Origin of the sequence: Pontibacter kalidii (assembly GCF_026278245.1) — a bacterium.
In the GTDB taxonomy this organism is placed as follows: Bacteria; Bacteroidota; Bacteroidia; order Cytophagales; family Hymenobacteraceae; genus Pontibacter; species Pontibacter kalidii.
In genome coordinates this window covers 582,448-598,524 of sequence record NZ_CP111079.1, presented here as the reverse complement: position 1 = coordinate 598,524, position 16,077 = coordinate 582,448, and the positions used below count along the sequence as shown (strand labels likewise).

Annotated in this window: 13 protein-coding genes and 1 riboswitch; of the genes, 6 read left to right on the top strand and 7 right to left on the bottom strand. The window is 54.3% G+C overall.

Going from position 1 to position 16,077, the window contains the following annotated elements; all coding sequences use genetic code 11:
• The first annotated feature begins 164 nt into the window (after positions 1-164).
• The 3 genes from OH144_RS02505 to OH144_RS02495 all read left to right on the top strand — a co-directional run bounded on the left by OH144_RS02505 (position 165) and on the right by OH144_RS02495 (position 3,161).
• Positions 165-884 carry a phosphoadenylyl-sulfate reductase gene (locus tag OH144_RS02505; RefSeq protein ID WP_266204711.1) on the top strand — a complete coding sequence of 240 codons (720 nt, stop codon included), beginning with the start codon at positions 165-167 and terminating at the stop codon, positions 882-884.
• 112 nt (positions 885-996) lie between these two features.
• Entirely contained in the window at positions 997-1,905 is a 909-nt protein-coding gene (cysD, locus tag OH144_RS02500) for a sulfate adenylyltransferase subunit CysD (RefSeq protein ID WP_266204710.1), read from the top strand.
• Positions 1,905-3,161 (top strand): sulfate adenylyltransferase subunit 1, encoded by a 1,257-nt coding sequence (locus tag OH144_RS02495; protein WP_266204709.1) that lies wholly within the window; start codon positions 1,905-1,907, stop codon positions 3,159-3,161. The genes cysD and OH144_RS02495 overlap by 1 nt, the downstream gene beginning before the upstream one ends.
• A 310-nt stretch (positions 3,162-3,471) precedes the next feature.
• On the opposite strand, the gene OH144_RS02490 is transcribed toward OH144_RS02495, so the two are convergent.
• The 5 genes from OH144_RS02490 to OH144_RS02470 form a co-directional block, all read right to left on the bottom strand.
• Complete coding sequence (locus OH144_RS02490; protein WP_266204708.1) at positions 3,472-3,888, bottom strand: OsmC family protein; 417 nt, start codon at positions 3,886-3,888, stop codon at positions 3,472-3,474.
• A gap of 267 nt (positions 3,889-4,155) precedes the next feature.
• Positions 4,156-5,316: a trans-sulfuration enzyme family protein gene (locus tag OH144_RS02485; protein ID WP_266204707.1), complete on the bottom strand. Its 1,161-nt coding sequence runs from the start codon at positions 5,314-5,316 to the stop codon at positions 4,156-4,158.
• 72 nt (positions 5,317-5,388) lie between these two features.
• Complete coding sequence (locus tag OH144_RS02480) at positions 5,389-6,924, bottom strand: TSUP family transporter (RefSeq protein ID WP_266204706.1); 1,536 nt, start codon at positions 6,922-6,924, stop codon at positions 5,389-5,391.
• 22 nt (positions 6,925-6,946) lie between these two features.
• Entirely contained in the window at positions 6,947-7,786 is an 840-nt protein-coding gene (gene cobA / locus OH144_RS02475; RefSeq protein WP_266204705.1) for a uroporphyrinogen-III C-methyltransferase, read from the bottom strand.
• Positions 7,787-7,878: 92 nt separating this feature from the next.
• Positions 7,879-9,972: a nitrite reductase gene (locus OH144_RS02470; protein ID WP_266204704.1), complete on the bottom strand. Its 2,094-nt coding sequence runs from the start codon at positions 9,970-9,972 to the stop codon at positions 7,879-7,881.
• A 125-nt stretch (positions 9,973-10,097) separates the two neighbouring features.
• On the opposite strand from OH144_RS02470, the gene OH144_RS02465 reads away from it, so the two are divergent.
• The 3 genes from OH144_RS02465 to OH144_RS02455 all read left to right on the top strand — a co-directional run bounded on the left by OH144_RS02465 (position 10,098) and on the right by OH144_RS02455 (position 14,449).
• Complete coding sequence (locus OH144_RS02465) at positions 10,098-10,346, top strand: hypothetical protein (protein WP_266204703.1); 249 nt, start codon at positions 10,098-10,100, stop codon at positions 10,344-10,346.
• Positions 10,347-10,484: 138 nt separating this feature from the next.
• Positions 10,485-10,587: riboswitch (SAM riboswitch) on the bottom strand.
• Between the two features lie 563 nt (positions 10,588-11,150).
• The gene (locus OH144_RS02460; RefSeq protein ID WP_266204702.1) at positions 11,151-13,649 is read left to right on the top strand and encodes an outer membrane beta-barrel family protein; all 2,499 of its coding nucleotides are present in this window, start codon (positions 11,151-11,153) and stop codon (positions 13,647-13,649) included.
• Positions 13,650-13,786: 137 nt separating this feature from the next.
• On the top strand, positions 13,787-14,449 hold the full coding sequence (locus OH144_RS02455; RefSeq protein ID WP_266204701.1) for a YczE/YyaS/YitT family protein: 663 nt from the start codon (positions 13,787-13,789) through the stop codon (positions 14,447-14,449).
• A 44-nt stretch (positions 14,450-14,493) separates the two neighbouring features.
• On the opposite strand, the gene OH144_RS02450 is transcribed toward OH144_RS02455, so the two are convergent.
• Complete coding sequence (locus OH144_RS02450; protein ID WP_266204700.1) at positions 14,494-14,763, bottom strand: hypothetical protein; 270 nt, start codon at positions 14,761-14,763, stop codon at positions 14,494-14,496.
• Positions 14,764-15,254: 491 nt separating this feature from the next.
• Entirely contained in the window at positions 15,255-16,070 is an 816-nt protein-coding gene (locus OH144_RS02445) for a carboxylesterase family protein (RefSeq protein ID WP_266204699.1), read from the bottom strand.
• Positions 16,071-16,077: the final 7 nt, after the last annotated feature.

Sequence of the window (16,077 nt, the reverse complement as noted above, 5' to 3'; positions counted from 1 at the left end):
CTCACCTTGCTCCTTCCCTGATTTGAATCAGGCTTTGCTGCGGAGCAGCAGCAAGTGCAGAGCATCCTTTGCCGCTGTACCTGTAACAGGTGGAGCAACGGCAGTATTTAATCGAAAACTGTATTTAGCAGTCCAGTTTATCACAGATTCAAACTTTTAGCTATATGGATTTATCACAGGAACTTCTGGCCCGGCTAGACTCCTTGCGCGCTGCCATGGCCGGTTTGCCGGCAGCTGAGGGCCTGCGCTACCTGGCGGAGGAGTTCAGCGGCAACATCGCCTTCTCTTCCAGCCTGGGTATTGAAGACCAGCTCATTACGCACCACATTTTTGAGCAGGAATTGCCGATCCGCGTGTTCACCCTCGATACCGGCCGTCTCTTTAACGAGAGCTATACCCTGCTGCACAAAACAAACCAGCGTTACAGAAAGAAGATAGAAGTATACTTCCCCAGGCACGAGGCCGTGGAGCAACTGGTGAACGAAAAGGGCCCGATGAGCTTCTACAACTCCATCGATGACCGCAAGCAGTGCTGCTATATCCGCAAGGTGGAGCCCCTGAACCGTGCCCTGCAGGGCGTGCAGGTATGGGTTACCGGCATCCGCTCCGAGCAATCGGGCGCGCGGCAGGAGCTGCAGCTACTGGAGTGGGACGAGGCGCACCAGCTCATCAAGTATAACCCGCTGCTGCACTATACTTTAGACGAGGTATGGGCAGCTGTAAAAGCACTGCACATCCCATACAACCCGTTGCACGACAAGGGCTTCGTGAGCATTGGCTGCGCCCCGTGCACCCGTGCCATTGCCGAGGGCGAGGACTTCCGCGCCGGCCGCTGGTGGTGGGAGGATAACTCAAAAAAAGAGTGCGGGCTGCACGCCAGATAAGTTAGAAAGTTTACAAGTTAGAGAGTTGGGGAGTTTAGGAGTTAGAGAGTTGGGGTTTACTGATACCGAACCACTAATAACTAACAACCAATAACGAGCAACGAACAAAGATATGACAAAAAGATACCTGGATTACCTCGATCAGCTGGAGGCAGAGGCGATCCACATTATGCGCGAAGTAGCGGGGCAATTCGAGAAGCCGGCCCTGCTTTTCTCCGGAGGCAAGGATTCCATCACCTTGGTACGCCTGGCCGAGAAGGCTTTCCGCCCTGGCAAGTTCCCGTTCCCGCTGGTGCACATCGATACCGGGCACAATTTCCCGGAGGCGATCCGCTACCGCGATGAGCTGGCCGAGCGCCTGGGTGAGAAACTGATCGTGCGCAACGTGGAGGAAACCATTAAACGCAAGAACCTTTCGGAGCCGAAGGGCCGCTATGCCAGCCGCAACGCGCTGCAGACCCATACCTTGCTGGAGACCATCGAGGAGTTTGGTTTTGACGCCTGCATTGGCGGTGCCCGTCGCGACGAGGAAAAGGCCCGCGCCAAGGAACGCATCTTCTCGGTGCGCGACGAGTTTGGTCAGTGGGATCCGAAGCGCCAGCGCCCCGAGCTCTGGAACATCTACAACGGCCGCATCACCAAAGGCGAGAACGTGCGCGTGTTCCCGATCTCTAACTGGACCGAGCTGGACGTTTGGAACTACATTAAACGCGAGGGAATAGCCCTGCCAAACATCTACTACACCCACGAGCGCGAGTGCCTGGTGCGCGACGGCAAGCTGATGGCCTGGTCTGACTTTATTTTCCAGGAGCCCGACGATGTGGTCGTGACCAAGCAGGTGCGTTTCCGCACCGTGGGCGACATGACCTGTACGGCCGCTGTGGAAAGTATAGCCCACGACATTGATGGGGTAATTGCAGAGATTCTGGAGTCAAAGATAAGTGAGCGCGGCGCCACCCGCATCGACGACAAACTGTCGGAGACAGCGATGGAAGACCGTAAGAAAGGAGGATACTTTTAATGGACATACTACGATTTATTACTGCCGGCAACGTAGACGACGGCAAGAGCACACTCATCGGTCGCCTGCTCTACGACACCAAGCAGATCTTCGCCGACCAGTTGGAAGCCATCGAGAGCTCCGGCCGCGTAAATGAGGACGGGCAGGTAGACCTTTCCTTACTTACGGACGGCCTGAAGGCGGAGCGCGAGCAGGGCATCACCATTGATGTGGCCTACAAGTACTTCTCCACTGAGCGACGTAAGTTCATCATCGCCGATGCGCCGGGCCATATCCAGTATACCCGCAACATGGTAACAGGTGCCTCTAACTCCAACCTGTCCATCATCCTGGTAGATGCCCGTAAGGGCGTGCAGGAGCAGACACGCCGCCACTCCATCATCTCCTCGCTGCTGGGTATCCCGCACCTGGTGATCTGTATTAACAAGATGGACCTGGTAGGCTATGATGAGCAGGTATACGACCAGATTGTGGAGGACTACAAGCAGTTTGCCAGGAAGCTACGCGCCAAAGAGATCACCTTTATACCTGTGAGCGCCCTGAAAGGCGATAACATTGTGGAGGGCTCCGAGCTGACCATGCCGTGGTACCAGGGGCCGAGCCTGTTGGAGCACCTCGAGCAGGTACCCGTATCGCAGGACTTTAACCTGGAGGATGCCCGTTTCCCGGTGCAGTATGTCATTCGCCCGCTCACAGCCGAGCACCACGACTACCGGGGCTATGCCGGTAAGGTGATCAGCGGCACCTATAAGGCAGGCGATAAGGTGACAGTGCAGCCATCAGGCCAATCGACTACGGTTAAATCCGTGGAGCTGGGAGGCAGGTTACTGGAGGAGGCTTTCGCTCCGATGTCGGTCGTTTTACAGCTGGCGGATGAAGTGGACATTAGCCGTGGCGATGTGATCGTGAAGGCCGCCGATAACCTGGAGGTAGCACAGGAGTTTGAGGCAGAGATCTGCTGGATGCACAACAAGGCGCTGAAGCCGGGTGCCAAGCTGCTGCTCCGCCACAACTCCACCGAAACCCGCTGCGTAGTACGCCACATCGATTACAAGATCGACATTAACACCCTCGATCACCTGGAGGATGTGGACCAGGTACAACTGAATGACATCTGCCGCGTGCAGATCAAAACAGCCTCCCCACTCCTGCTCGACAAGTATGCCGACAACCGCTCCAACGGCGGATTTATACTTGTAGATGAGACATCTTTTGCAACAGTAGGTGCCGGTATGGTAGCCGAGATTGCGTATTAACTTCAAGTTTATACTTCCTATAAAAGCTAAAAGCCGCTGCAATGTATACTTGCAGCGGCTTTTTATTTATCTGTTCGGTAGTGAAAGCATTGGCAACAACCTTTGCAAGTGCGTCTGCTCAGGTGTATCTGTCCCCTTGAGGGGACAATAGGGGTGTCAAGTTCAGAAGAACCCCCAGTAGCTTTCATTCAAAGTATAAACCCGCAAGAGTAAAGCCCCCTGTGACCAACGGTCGCAAGTTTCAAACTCTCGTTCTCACTTGTCCTCGAGGGGACAATAGCTAAACTTAACGCCTGTTCCTTTCCATCCTCTACCTCACCAGCTCATAAGTATAACTGATCGTGGCGGTATGGTAAAGTATGGCCGCTACCGAGCAGTACTTGTCCATCGAGAGCTGGATGGCTTGCTGTACTTTCAGTTCTTCCAGCGGGCCGCCAAGTATAAAGTGAACGTGGATCTGCTTAAACACAGAAGGCAGTTCCCCCTGCTCCCGCTCTGCCTTCACATTAATTTTGAAGGAGTCGATCTGCTGGCGCTTCTTTTTCAGAATTTGGATGATGTCGATGGCACTGCAGCCGCCAAGGCCCATGAGCAGCATTTCCATGGGGCGGGCGCCGGCGTTGTGGCCACCGATCTCCGGTGAGCCGTCTATGTTGATTTCCACTCCTGAGGCTCCTTCCGCCACAAAATGAAAATCCTGGTCTACGCGTGTAAGGTTAACTTCCATGTAAAAATAGTGTCTAGTATGCCTGCAAGCTACGCCCGCAGGTAGTGTAAAAGCAAATTTATACTCCCGACAAATATAGGGCTTGCCCTAAAGCAAAGGGAAGGGTACAACTTCACATTCTCCCCTTCTAAAGCGCGGAGCCTGTTCATTCTACTATGTTGTCATCCTGAAAGATGAAAATCCCGAATTTGTTTCGGGAGATCTTGTTGGCTAGTAGTAGAGGCTTAACCTCCCCTCTGATAACGAACAACTAAAAACCAATAACTACTACTCCAGCGCCTGCTGTATGTCCCCAATGATATCGTTTATACTTTCCAGCCCCACTGAAACGCGCACCAGGCCTGGGGTGATGCCCGTAGCCAAACGCTCTTCTTCGGTCAGTTTGGAGTGTGTGGTAGAGGCCGGATGGGTGACAATGGTACGGGTATCACCCAGGTTAGAGGTAATGCTGGCCATCTGCAGGTTGTCAATAAAGCGTTTGGCTGCCTCATAGCCGCCCCTTATCTGCAGCGTCACAATGCCACCGCCCAGGCGCATTTGTTTCTTCGCCAGCACATACTGCGGGAACGACGGCAGGAACGGGTAATTGACCTTCTCCAGCGCCGGGTTGCCCTCCAGGGCCTCTGCCAGTTTCAGGGCATTTTCGCAGTGCTTCTCCATGCGCAGGCTTAGCGTCTCCAGGCTTTTCGACAGTATCCAGGCATTAAACGCCGACAGCGCCGGACCGGTATGGCGGGCAAAGAACCGGATCTGCGCAATCAACTCCTTGCTACCCACGGCTATCCCCCCCAGCACACGTCCCTGCCCATCGATATACTTGGTGGCAGAGTGCAGCACCAGGTCAGCCCCATAGTCGGTGGGCGTCTGCAGGACAGGCGTGGCAAAGCAGTTATCCACCACCAGCAGCAGGTTATGCTTTTTCTTCAGCTCCCCCAGCCACGCCAGGTCAATTAGCTCCAGGCCCGGGTTAGAAGGCGTCTCGATAAGGATGAGCCTGGTCGCGGGCGTGATCAGGCGCTCCCACTCCTCCGGCTTGGCGGCATCGGCGTACGTATACTGTATGCCCCACTTCGGGAAGATGTTGGTGAGCAGCTGGTGCGTGGAGCCGAACAGCGAACGGCAGGCCAGCACATGGTCGCCGGACTGCAGCAGCGCCCCCAGGCACCCGAAGATGGCCCCCATCCCGGAGGCAAAGGCAAAGCCATCCTCCGCCTTCTCCAGAAAGCACACCTTCTGGATCAGCTCGTCTACGTTCGGGTTGGCGTAGCGGGAGTATACCTGCCCCTGCTCCTCCTCGGCAAACACGGCACGCGCCTGTTCGGCATCCTCAAACGTGAAGCTGGAGGTAAGATACAAAGGCACCGAGTGCTCCCGATAGTGCGAGCGCTGCGCCTGGAGGCGGATTGCCCCGGTCGTGTTATCACTCATGTAATTTCATTTTTTGTATTGATCCCACGGATGCATCCATTGCATCTGCAGGGCTTGGTCAGCAGTTAGTTCTTAAAACGGCAGGGCCATCACGATCAGCCTCAGGCTGACGATGATCACCACTATGCCCACGATGATCATCATGGTTTTAACCGGCAGGCGACGCGCCATCATGGCTCCGATAGGAGCCGAGATACAGCCGCCCAGTATAAGCCCCAGGATGATTTGCCAGTGCGAGATACCTGCAAAGGCCACAAAGGTGGCAGAACTGGCAATAGACACGAAAAACTCAGCCAGGTTCACGGAGCCGATAGTATACATGGGGTTGCGGCCTTTGGCAATCAGCGTGGAGGACACGATTGGCCCCCAGCCCCCACCGCCGATGGCATCCAGAAACCCGCCTGCCGTAGCCAGGAAGCCCAGCTTTTTCACCGGCTTCTTCTTTACCTTCTTTCGCAGCACCTTGCGCAGGATCAGAATGCCCAGCACCAACGTGTATCCTGCCACGAGCGGCTTGATGACGTACAGGTACTCTTCAAACGTAAAAAGCAGGTACGCACCCAGTATGGCCCCGAGCACGCCCGGCAGCACAATGCTCTTGAATAGTTTGCTGTTCACGTTCCTGAACTTCAGGTGCATCCAGCCCGATACGCCGGAGGTAAAGATCTCGGAGGCGTGCACACTGGCACTGGCCGCCACCGGGCTTACCCCTACGCTCAGCAGAAAAGTAGTGGCACTCACGCCATAAGCCATACCCAGGGCTCCGTCGATCAGCTGCGCCACAAAGCCGGCAAGTATAAAAATGAGGATATCCGAGTCGATCTGCCCGGCAACATCCATGGCCAGGTTTCCAATGGTCTGCAACGGGATGTAGATGAACAGCAGGTGGCCCGTCACCATCAGGGCGATGGCCGAAAATACCAGCACCAGCACCGAGATCAGGTTATACTTGAGTAGTACCCTAGGCACCGGCACAGGTGTTACCAAGCCTTCCGTAAGCGCGTTCAGTTGCTTTACCTTTTCGGCAAAATCGCCCTTCAGCTGCGCCCGGATCTTCCCCATCTTGCCCAGTACCTGGTCTATCTCATCCGGAAAGGCCTCGTTCAGCACCTCCTTCACGCGCTTGGCCACCGTGGGCGATTTACCGTTCGTGGAAATGCCCAGCTTCAGGCTGCCTTTCTGCACCACCGAGCCCAGGTAAAAGTCACAAAGCTCAGGAGTGTCGGCCACGTTGGCCAGTATTTTCCTGGACTTGGCCAGGTCGCGGATGGCTTTGTTGAGCACGTGATCGTCGGTGGCGACCAGCACCAGGTCCTTCTCCGTCAGGTCCTCCTCCTGAAACTCGCGCACCGCCAGCTCTACCTGCGGGTGCTTTGCCGCCAGCGCCCAAATATCCACATGGATCTCCGGCGCCACCAGCCGCACCTGCGCCTTGGGGCTATTGGCAAGTATGGCCGAGAGCTTTTCCAAGCCAACAGCCCCACCGCCTACCACCAAAGTCTGCAACTCCTCCAGCTTCAGAAAAACAGGGAATAAGGGATTAGCGGCACCGCTTGCCTCTGTTGGGGAAGGGGCAGCGTTCCTATTGTCTCCTTGAGGACTATCCATCTATACTTTTGATACGATAAGTTTATACTTCCACAGCCGTTAATTCCTGCTGCTGTTGCAGGGCCAGCGTGTAGCGCAGCGCCGGGTGGTAATTTACCACCTCTCCTATAACGATAATTGCCGGGGCGCCTACCTGTTGCGCTTCTACCCGCCCCACAATGTTGTGCACATTCCCCAGCGCGATCTTTTCATCCGGCAAAGAACCATTCTGGATCACTGCTACAGGCGTGTCGGCTTTACCAGCTGCCGTAAAGATCTCTGAAATCTGCGCTAATTTACTCACTCCCATCAAAATTATCACAGTCGCATCGGATTGTGCGGCCAAACTTATGTCGGAGGATACCTCCCCGGAGCTCGTGGTGCCGGTAATCACCCAGAAACTTTCGTTCACGCCCCGGATGGTGAGCGGGATCTGCTGCAGTTCGGGCACCGCAACAGAGCTGGAAATGCCCGGCACCACCGCCGTCTGTATATTGAACTTATCGGCATGCGCCAGTTCCTCATAGCCTCGACCGAACACAAAGGAGTCGCCCCCCTTCAGGCGCACTACGTGGCCGTGTGCAAAGGCGGAATCCACGATCAGGTTGTTGATCTCCTCTTGCCGGAGGTGGTGCGCTCCGGCGCGTTTGCCCACAAAGATCTTCGGCGCCCCGGCCGGGGCATACTTTAGCAGCTCCGGGTTTACCAGCGCGTCGTAGAGCACCACATCGGCCTGCTGCAGCGCCTTTATGCCTTTCAGGGTGATCAACTCCTCATCGCCGGGGCCAGCGCCGACCAGCGTTAATCTGGGTAGTTTATACTTTGTTATACTTGCCTGCTGCCCTGCAGCCGTGTTTCTTATTTCTTTTCTTCTGGATGCCATGTTTTTTGAATTTTGAATGAGTGGATGAGTGAATGAGTGAAAGTGGTTCTTGAGTAATCAGATTTTGATCTTCTCTAAGACCGGCTTCTCCATCAGGCATTCACAGCTTTTTCTTTCCTGTAGCGGGTTGCCTCCTGCTGGAACAGCAGCGCCTGGTTCAAATAATCCTTGGCGAAGGCCTCGCCTGGTTCCTGCTGGTTCAGCTGCAGCACTTTGCTTTTGAAATCAGGCTCAAATGTGAAGATGCCTGTCTCTACAAAATGTTTGTCAAACTCCTCCATGATGCTGTGCTGGGTGTTGGTGCTCACGCTCTTGTCGAGCAGCAGTGCCTTGGCTGTGCTGATAAAGGCAGCATACCCATAGTAGATCGCGTCGGCAAATCGTTGCTCTTCCAGCGCCTCCCCGGCCCACTCCAGCTTCTCATCCGCTTCGTAGAGCAGCGTGGCCACCAGGTCAATCATCACACCGGCACACTCGCCCACACCAATGGCAGGCTGAAAACCATCCTGGTGCCCCCAGTCTATAAAGTCTTCCGGCGTGAGGGTGGTCAGGTCTGTGAGCGGCTTCAGCAGCTGGTAAAAGTAGTCCTTGCCGTGGCGGTCGTAATAGGCGTTGAAGCGCTCCTCCCCCTGCTTGTTGGCCAGGTAATCGTTCAGCACGTAGCGCAGCACTTCCGGTCCGCGCTTACTGGGCACTTTCAGGAGCTTCTGCGCGATGCGGCCTTCGCCGTTACTTAGGGTTCCGCCTCCTAACAGCACCTGCAGGGCCGGCAAAACGCTTTTACCGCTTTTCAGCGAAGAACCGTGAAAGCCCAGGTTCGCCATGCCGTGCTGACCGCAGGAGTTCATGCAGCCACTGATCTTGATTTTGATATCCGTATTGAACAGCATCTCCGGGTATTCCTCCATAATCACCTGCTCCAGCACCTTGGTGATGTTAGTGCTGTTCGAGATGCCCAGGTTGCAGGTATCGGTGCCGGGGCAGGTGGTAATGTCAGCCACACTGTTGAAACCCGGCTCAGCCAGTCCCAACTCATCCAGTCTGGCAAAGAAATAGGGCAGCGCCTCCTGGCGCACATACTTGAGCAGCAGGTTCTGCCCCTGCGTCACCCGGATGTCATCGGCCGCAAATTCCCGCACCAGCGGCACCAGTTTCCGAGCCGTATCGCTGCTGATGTCCCCGAGCTGCACTTTGATATAGACGCCGTGAAAACCGTCCTGCTTCTGCCGGAACACGTTCGTCTTCAACCACTTGCTATACTTGTCAGTATCCTCGATCACGTAGTCCGGTATCTCTTTGGCGATAGGTAGCGCAGCGTTGAAATCTATACTTGTGTCGATCTCGAACCTGTGCGACTTCAGCGCTCTATACTCTTCGTTCACCAGGCGCAGCACCTCTTCCAGCCCTAACTTGGTAATCAGGTACTTAAAGCGGGCCTTGTTGCGGTTGTTGCGCTCGCCGTGGCGGTCAAAAATACGCAGCACACCCTCGATGAACGGGATGATTTTATCCTCGGGCAGAAATTCAAAAGCAGTATGCGCCAGCGCCGGCTGTGCGCCCAAGCCGCCGCCGATCATCACTTTAAAACCGCGCACTCCATTTTCTACCTTCGCAATAAAGCCCAGGTCGTGCATGTAAGCCATGGCCGTGTCGGAGTCGCTGGAGGAGAAGGACATTTTGAACTTGCGACCCATTTCCTGGCAGATCGGGTTGCGCAGGAAATAGCGGAAGGTGGCATCGGCGTAAGGCGACACATCAAAAGGCTCCCCGGGGTCTATGCCTGCCTCCGGCGATGCCGTGACATTACGTACCGTGTTACCGCAGGCCTCGCGGATGGTGACATCATCCTCTTCCAGCTTCGCCCACAGCTCCGGGGTTCTGTCGAGGCTCACGAAGTGGAGCTGTATGTCCTGCCGCGTGGTCAGGTGCAGGTTGCCGGTAGAGTACTCTTCGGAGATGTCGGCGATGCGGAGCAGCTGCTGTGTGGTCACCTTGCCGAAAGGGAGTTTGATGCGCACCATCTGTACGCCCAGCTGCCGCTGCCCGTATACGCCGCGGGCCAGGCGCAGGCTCTTGAACTTATCTTCCTGGAGCTTGCCTTCGCGGTAAAGCCGGATCTTTCTTTCCAGCTCGATGATGTCCTTTTCTACAATCGGGTTTTCTATTTCTGTTCTGAAGCTTTGCATAGTAATACAAGTATAAATTGCCGCCAACGCGGCTTTAGATAAAAGAATAGATGGATGGCAGACACGGCCTGTACTGGCGGCGCTGCTGATAACATATAAAGTATGGATTAACCTAACAGGCGCGCATGCCAAAGAACTGCTGGCAACAACAACACATAGCCTGTGCGAAAGCCGAAGAAGTTACCAGAGCTGAGGCTGTAGCAGGAGTAAAAAGTAAAACCGGGAAACTTGTTGCTGCGTGCATAGGGTATTGTTGTGCGCCACAGCAAAGGCAGTTTATACTTGCCACCACTGTTAGCGCGGGAAAAAAACAGGAAAACGGCCCGGGAAACAGCTTCAGAAGAAGCTACAAGAAGTTAGGCCAAGAAAGATGAAGGGATTCCCTTAGCAGGAACAACAGCAACAGCAACAACACATCGCGGCGGGAGCGATGGCGGAAAAGGAAGCAAAGCTAAATGGCAAAGTGGCGCTTCCGGATGCAGAGGTCTTTTGTGTTGCGTTCATGGTGTTGTAATTTATATTTTCCCTTTGTTGGGCAGGATGTGGCACCTTTCCAAAGCGGATGGTTGCCAGAGGGTCGCGGAGCCTGTTCTCTCGCCTCTTCGTCTATAAATTGATTGCGGGTAGCAATACGATTCGATGCAAATGTACTAAGGAATTGGAGAAAGGCTACAATGCGCTGCAATTATTTTTCACTTTTTGCTTCGCTGCCCGCCCCGGAGCTACTGTGTCTGCCTCAGCACCTTAAAAGCTATACCACCTATACTTTACCTGAGCCTTCACGAGGAAACTATAGCCTACGCCACGCTACCTTAGGCGCTTTAATCTGTTGCACTTTTAAGTTCAGGCAGGCGAAGCCCCATCTGTACAGCTGTACTCTTTTCCTCTCCCGCTGCCCCGCTTCTTCTGCCTCTGCAGTGGTTAAACGCGCTTTTTAACACTTTAGCAATTGCACTTTTCCCGCTCCTGCCCCACCCGAAGCCGACCAAGCCGCTGTTTATTCCCACCAACTGCTTATCGGGTGCCAACGGCTATTCATATAGAAATGCTGAGCATTGGTATATTCTGTTTTAGCAGTACAGTTTTGCCGCTTTACTTTGTAGGGTGAGGAACCAGAAAAAGCGCGTATGAAAACTTTTACAAGACTGAAATCAACTGACCACCTGAACGCATAAACTATGAAGAAGCATTTACTACTGATCCTGCTGGGCCTGAGCACCACAGCGGGATGGGCACAGGCACCACAGCAGGCAAGCCCGCAACAGCAGCAGGCCGCCATGCCTGCCCCGAAAGGCAACGCCAGAATCAGCGGCATGGTGCTGGATGCCGAAACCAAACAACCCGTGGAGTTTGCCACCGTGGCCCTTATCAACCTGAGCACCGGCAAACCCATCGACGGCGCCATGGCCGACAACAAAGGCAGCTTCACGATTCAGAAAGTGGCGGCTGGCAAGTATAAACTCAACGTGTCGTTTCTGGGGTATCAGCAGCAGGTGGTGGAGAACGTAACCATCGCCTCCGATAATGCCGAGGTGAACGTGGGCACGATCTCCCTGGCCTCTGATGCCCAGAAGCTGAGCGAGGTGGTGATTACCGGGGAGAAGCCGCTGGTGGAGGAAAAAATCGACCGCACCGTGTACAACGCCGAGAAAGACATTACGAACGCCGGCGGCAATGCGGCCGACGTGCTTCAGAAGGTACCCTCCCTGAGCGTGGACACCGACGGTAACGTGCAGCTGCGCGGCAGCGGCAACGTACGCGTGCTCATCAACAACAAGCCCTCCTCCATCATGGCGGGCAGCGTGGCCGATGCGCTCAAGCAGATCCCGGCAGACATGATCAAAACCGTGGAGGTGATCACCAGCCCTTCGGCCAAGTATGACGCCGAGGGTACGGCCGGTATCATCAACATCATTACAAAAAAAGACAGCGGGCTGGAGGGCGTGAGCGGCTCTGTGGCGCTAACCGGCGGCACGCGCGCCAGTAACGGCAACGCCAGCCTGAACGTGCGCCGCGGCAAGCTGGGCATCAACGCCACCGCCAGCGGGGTGCATTTCTACAACCACGGCGACATGAGCAACATCACCACCTTTAACAATGAAGATGGGACGCAGAGCAGACGTGAGCAATTTGGCGACACCAAGATACGCGGCGCCTTTATGAACGCGCAACTTGGGTTCGACTACGACATCAATGCCAAGAACACCATTTCGGGCGGTGTACGTCGCAACGGAGGGCAGTTTAAGATGCAGAACGACCAGGCACAGCACTTCACTGAGAATGGCGTGGAAGACCCGGCTTATACGTTTAACACGGACATCGAGAACCGTAACGAGCGTTTAGGCACCGACCTGAACCTGGACTACGTGCATACCTTCGGGAAACAGGGCCACGAGCTGGCGATCCTGTCGCAGTACACCATGACCGATACTGACACCCGCAACTACCAGGACCGCTACAGCGATGGCCAAGCGCCGTTCTTCCTGCAGCGAAACAACAACGACGGAGCCAACAACGAGCTTACCTTCCAGGCTGATTATGTGCAACCGTTCGAGAACAAAACGACACTGGAACTGGGTGCCAAGACCATTTTCCGGGATGTGAAGAGCGACGGTTTCTACCGCGACATCACGTTAGTGGATGAAGCCAACAGCAACCTGAACTTCGATTATGCGCAGGATGTGTACGCCTCCTACTTTACCTATGGCTTTGCGGTAAAGAAAGTGAACGTGAAAGTGGGAGCCCGCTTCGAGCAGACCGAGATTGACGGTGACTACTTTCAGGAGCGCGAAGACGGCGGCCAGGAAAGAGAGACTTATTCCGACAGCTATAACAACCTGATCCCAAGTATAGCCTTGTCTTATACACTGAAGGAGAAGCACACGCTGAAGGCTAACTTCACGCAGCGCATCCAGCGTCCGTCGCTGTTCTACCTGAACCCGTTTGACCAGGAGCAGGCACCCGGAACAATCGTGCGTGGTAATCCTCGCCTGGATGCCGAGCTGACCAACCTGTACGAGATGGGCTACAGCACTTACTTTAAAACGGCTTCTATCAGCGCCAACCTGTACATGCGCGAAACAGATAATGCCATTGAGACGGTACCGCAGCTGGAGGGTGACAACACCATCCTGACCTTTGCCAACGTGGCCCAGAACAAGACTTATGGTATCAGCCTCTTCGGCTCCTTAAAACCGGTTAAGGCCTGGTCGATTAGCGGCAGCTCCAACATCTACTTTGTAGACCTGAAGAGCTCGCTGTACGAGAACAGCGGCTGGATGTACAACGTCAACGGTAACTCCTCCTATGACTTCGGAAAAGGCTTCAGCGCCCAGTTTAACGGCGGCTTCAACTCACGCAGAATTCAGCTGCAGGGCAAGTTTGCCTCCTTCTCTTACCACGCGCTGGCCTTTAAGAAGGAGCTGTTTGAAGGCAAGGGCGGCATCAGCTTAGGTCTGGATAACCCGTTCCGCAAGAGCATGAAGATGAACAACGACGTGGAGGCCATTGACTTCACCCAGCGCATGCGTATCAACAACTATAACCGCGGTGCCCGTGTCACCTTCGACTACCGCTTCGGTAAGATGGAGAAGCAGAAGCAGCCGCGCCGCAAGCGCAGCATCCGCAACGACGACACCAAACAGGGCGACGGCAACGGCGCCGCCGGCGGCCTCTAAGCCTCCAAAGAATACACTACTACCTATCTACCCGGACTCCCCGCCAACTTTGGCGGGGAGTCTTTTTTATATGCTACCTGGCTCGTTTTTTAGCCGGCGGCGATGGCAGAGTGGGCAGATTTGCTTAAGCTTGCAGTATGGCTTTGTCTGTAAAATCCGATACCCTGCGCAACTGGGTCATTCGCTATACTTTCTTTTTTCTGGGGCTGATTTTATTCGGCCTCGGTATTGCCATTGCCGTAAAGGTACGGCACCTGGGCCTGCACCCCTGGGATGTACTGAACGTTGCCCTCTCGGATAAGTTCGGCTGGAGCATCGGCACCTGGAGTGTGATCGTGGGCATGGTGGTCATATTTTCCTCGCTGTTGGTCAGCAGGAAGTATATCAACATCGGCACGTTTCTGAACGCGCTGCTCATTGGCCCCTTCATGGACTTTTTCCTTTGGCTCGATTTTCTGCCGGAGGCAACCTATACATGGTTTGATTATGTGTGGCTGTTGTTCGCGATCCTGATCATCGGCACAGCAGGAGGCTTGTATGTGGCGGGCGGCATCGGCGCCGGCCCCCGCGACGGCTTCATGCTAACCATTGCGGACCGGACCAGCCTGTCAGTAAGCAAGGCCCGGATAATTGTAGAAAGCATTGTGTTGGTGGTGGGTTTCTTGCTGGGCGGGCCGATTCACGTGGTCACGTTCCTGTACACACTCATCCTCAGCCCGGTCTTCCAGGTATCCATGGGTGTGTTTGTAAAGCTGCGGGAGGCGCTAAGTGAGGAGAAGCCGCAAGAAGTGAAAGTATAGAAAGGGGATAAAAGCGAAAAAGCAGCCGTTGGGCTGCTTTTTTGTTACTTGAGGGTTTCGTAAAGCTTCTTTGTCTTCACATGTAGTGAGAACCAGTCGTAGTTATTGCGGAGCATGCTGAAGGTACTGCCTTCTACCACACCGTTCGTTCCTTTTTTAGCGAGCGCATCTGCTATTACATGGTCTTCAATCACAAAAGAGTCTACCACCAGGCCCCCGTTCACAAAAGAGCAAGCTAATCCTTTGTCGTTTGTTTTGTAAAGCAATGTGTTGCTTTTCTTCAATCCTTTCTCGATTCTTTCTAATTCTTTCATAGTATTAAGCTTCTAGGGTATATACATGCGGGATTGTCTGATAGTTCAAATCTAGAGAAGAAAATCACAACTTTTATTACAAATGGGTGAATGGCTCTGGAAATAATGTGAATAAACCGCAATTACGTTCAATTAGCTTTCTTCTATACTTTAAACGAAGCTTAGGGTTATACCAATGACTTTTTTTCATGGCGCCACCTCCTCGCTGTAGCGAAGCCTACGGCATCCAATTTACTAATAGTCAAACATATACATTCTATGTTATTCGTGTGTTAATTTTGGCGGGATCAGAAAAAACTCTCTGCTGTGAACCCAGTCAGGCGACAGCGATCAGGTGCGGGACCCCGGTATTTATACAAGAAGGCTATACTTTAAAAGAGACTTTTGAGCTGCTGCCGTTGTAAAGCAGGCATAAAAAAAGGTAGAAGAAACTTCTACCCCTTTTCCTGGAGATAAACTCTTGTGTGCCTGTAGCACCTTAAAATCATACTTTATTTCTCTTGGGAGAACAGCCACTGCAGCAGCTCCGGCTCTTTAAAGGCATAGTCCCAGCTGTTGTGGTTCACGCCCGGATACACGGTCAGCTTCACGTTGCCACCGGCTCGCTTTATGGCCCCGGCCATCACCCTGGAATGCTCCACCGGCACAACACCGTCGTCCTCACCATGGAAAACCCAGATGCTTTCCACCTTCCTGGCATACTTGCGGGCGGCTTCCGGGGCTCCTCCCCCACAAATCGGGAAGGCTGCTGCAAAAGTGCGGGGCTGGCGGCGCAGCAACTCGAAGGTGCCCATGCCCCCCATGGAAAGACCACCGAGGTACACCCGGTCTTTGTCTACGTTTCCGCTTTTACGCAGCTCTTTCAGCAGCCCCATCAGCGCCGCCATGGCAGGGGTGGGCTCCCCGCCCGCCTGAAAGTTAAAGGTACGCTGGCCCTGCGCATTAGGCAGGATGTTCACGTTAGACCAGTAGCTATCCCGGGGGCACTGCGGAAAAACGACAATGGCCGGGTACTGCTCCTGCTCCTCCAGAAAGCGCTTGGCTCCATACACCAGTTGTGACTCATTGTTGTTACCGCGCTCGCCGGCCCCGTGCAGCACCAGCACCAGCGGGTACTTTTGCTTAGGGTTAAAGTTCTTCGGGTAAAGGATACGGTAAGGCAGCGTGTCGTTGCCCTGCACATACACTTTACGCTGGTATGCGTCCAGCTCGCCCTGCGCCTGCGTGGTTATACTTGCTAGCAGCAAGGGCAGCAGAGCCAGCAAAAGTTGTGTATACTTTGTCATATCGAGGTTCTTATACTTCATAGTTGGT

Excerpts from the sequence above, each read along its gene's own strand:
- OH144_RS02450 (WP_266204700.1), bottom strand. The coding sequence starts at position 14,763 with ATGAAAGAATTAGAAAGAATCGAGAAAGGATTGAAGAAAAGCAACACA.
- OH144_RS02465 (WP_266204703.1), top strand. The coding sequence starts at position 10,098 with ATGCCAAAGAACTGCTGGCAACAACAACACATAGCCTGTGCGAAAGCC.
- cobA (WP_266204705.1), bottom strand. The coding sequence starts at position 7,786 with ATGGCATCCAGAAGAAAAGAAATAAGAAACACGGCTGCAGGGCAGCAG.
- OH144_RS02485 (WP_266204707.1), bottom strand. The coding sequence starts at position 5,316 with ATGAGTGATAACACGACCGGGGCAATCCGCCTCCAGGCGCAGCGCTCG.
- OH144_RS02455 (WP_266204701.1), top strand. The coding sequence starts at position 13,787 with ATGGCTTTGTCTGTAAAATCCGATACCCTGCGCAACTGGGTCATTCGC.
- OH144_RS02505 (WP_266204711.1), top strand. The coding sequence starts at position 165 with ATGGATTTATCACAGGAACTTCTGGCCCGGCTAGACTCCTTGCGCGCT.
- OH144_RS02445 (WP_266204699.1), bottom strand. The coding sequence starts at position 16,070 with ATGAAGTATAAGAACCTCGATATGACAAAGTATACACAACTTTTGCTG.
- cysD (WP_266204710.1), top strand. The coding sequence starts at position 997 with ATGACAAAAAGATACCTGGATTACCTCGATCAGCTGGAGGCAGAGGCG.
- OH144_RS02480 (WP_266204706.1), bottom strand. The coding sequence starts at position 6,924 with ATGGATAGTCCTCAAGGAGACAATAGGAACGCTGCCCCTTCCCCAACA.
- OH144_RS02490 (WP_266204708.1), bottom strand. The coding sequence starts at position 3,888 with ATGGAAGTTAACCTTACACGCGTAGACCAGGATTTTCATTTTGTGGCG.
- OH144_RS02495 (WP_266204709.1), top strand. The coding sequence starts at position 1,905 with ATGGACATACTACGATTTATTACTGCCGGCAACGTAGACGACGGCAAG.
- OH144_RS02470 (WP_266204704.1), bottom strand. The coding sequence starts at position 9,972 with ATGCAAAGCTTCAGAACAGAAATAGAAAACCCGATTGTAGAAAAGGAC.
- OH144_RS02460 (WP_266204702.1), top strand. The coding sequence starts at position 11,151 with ATGAAGAAGCATTTACTACTGATCCTGCTGGGCCTGAGCACCACAGCG.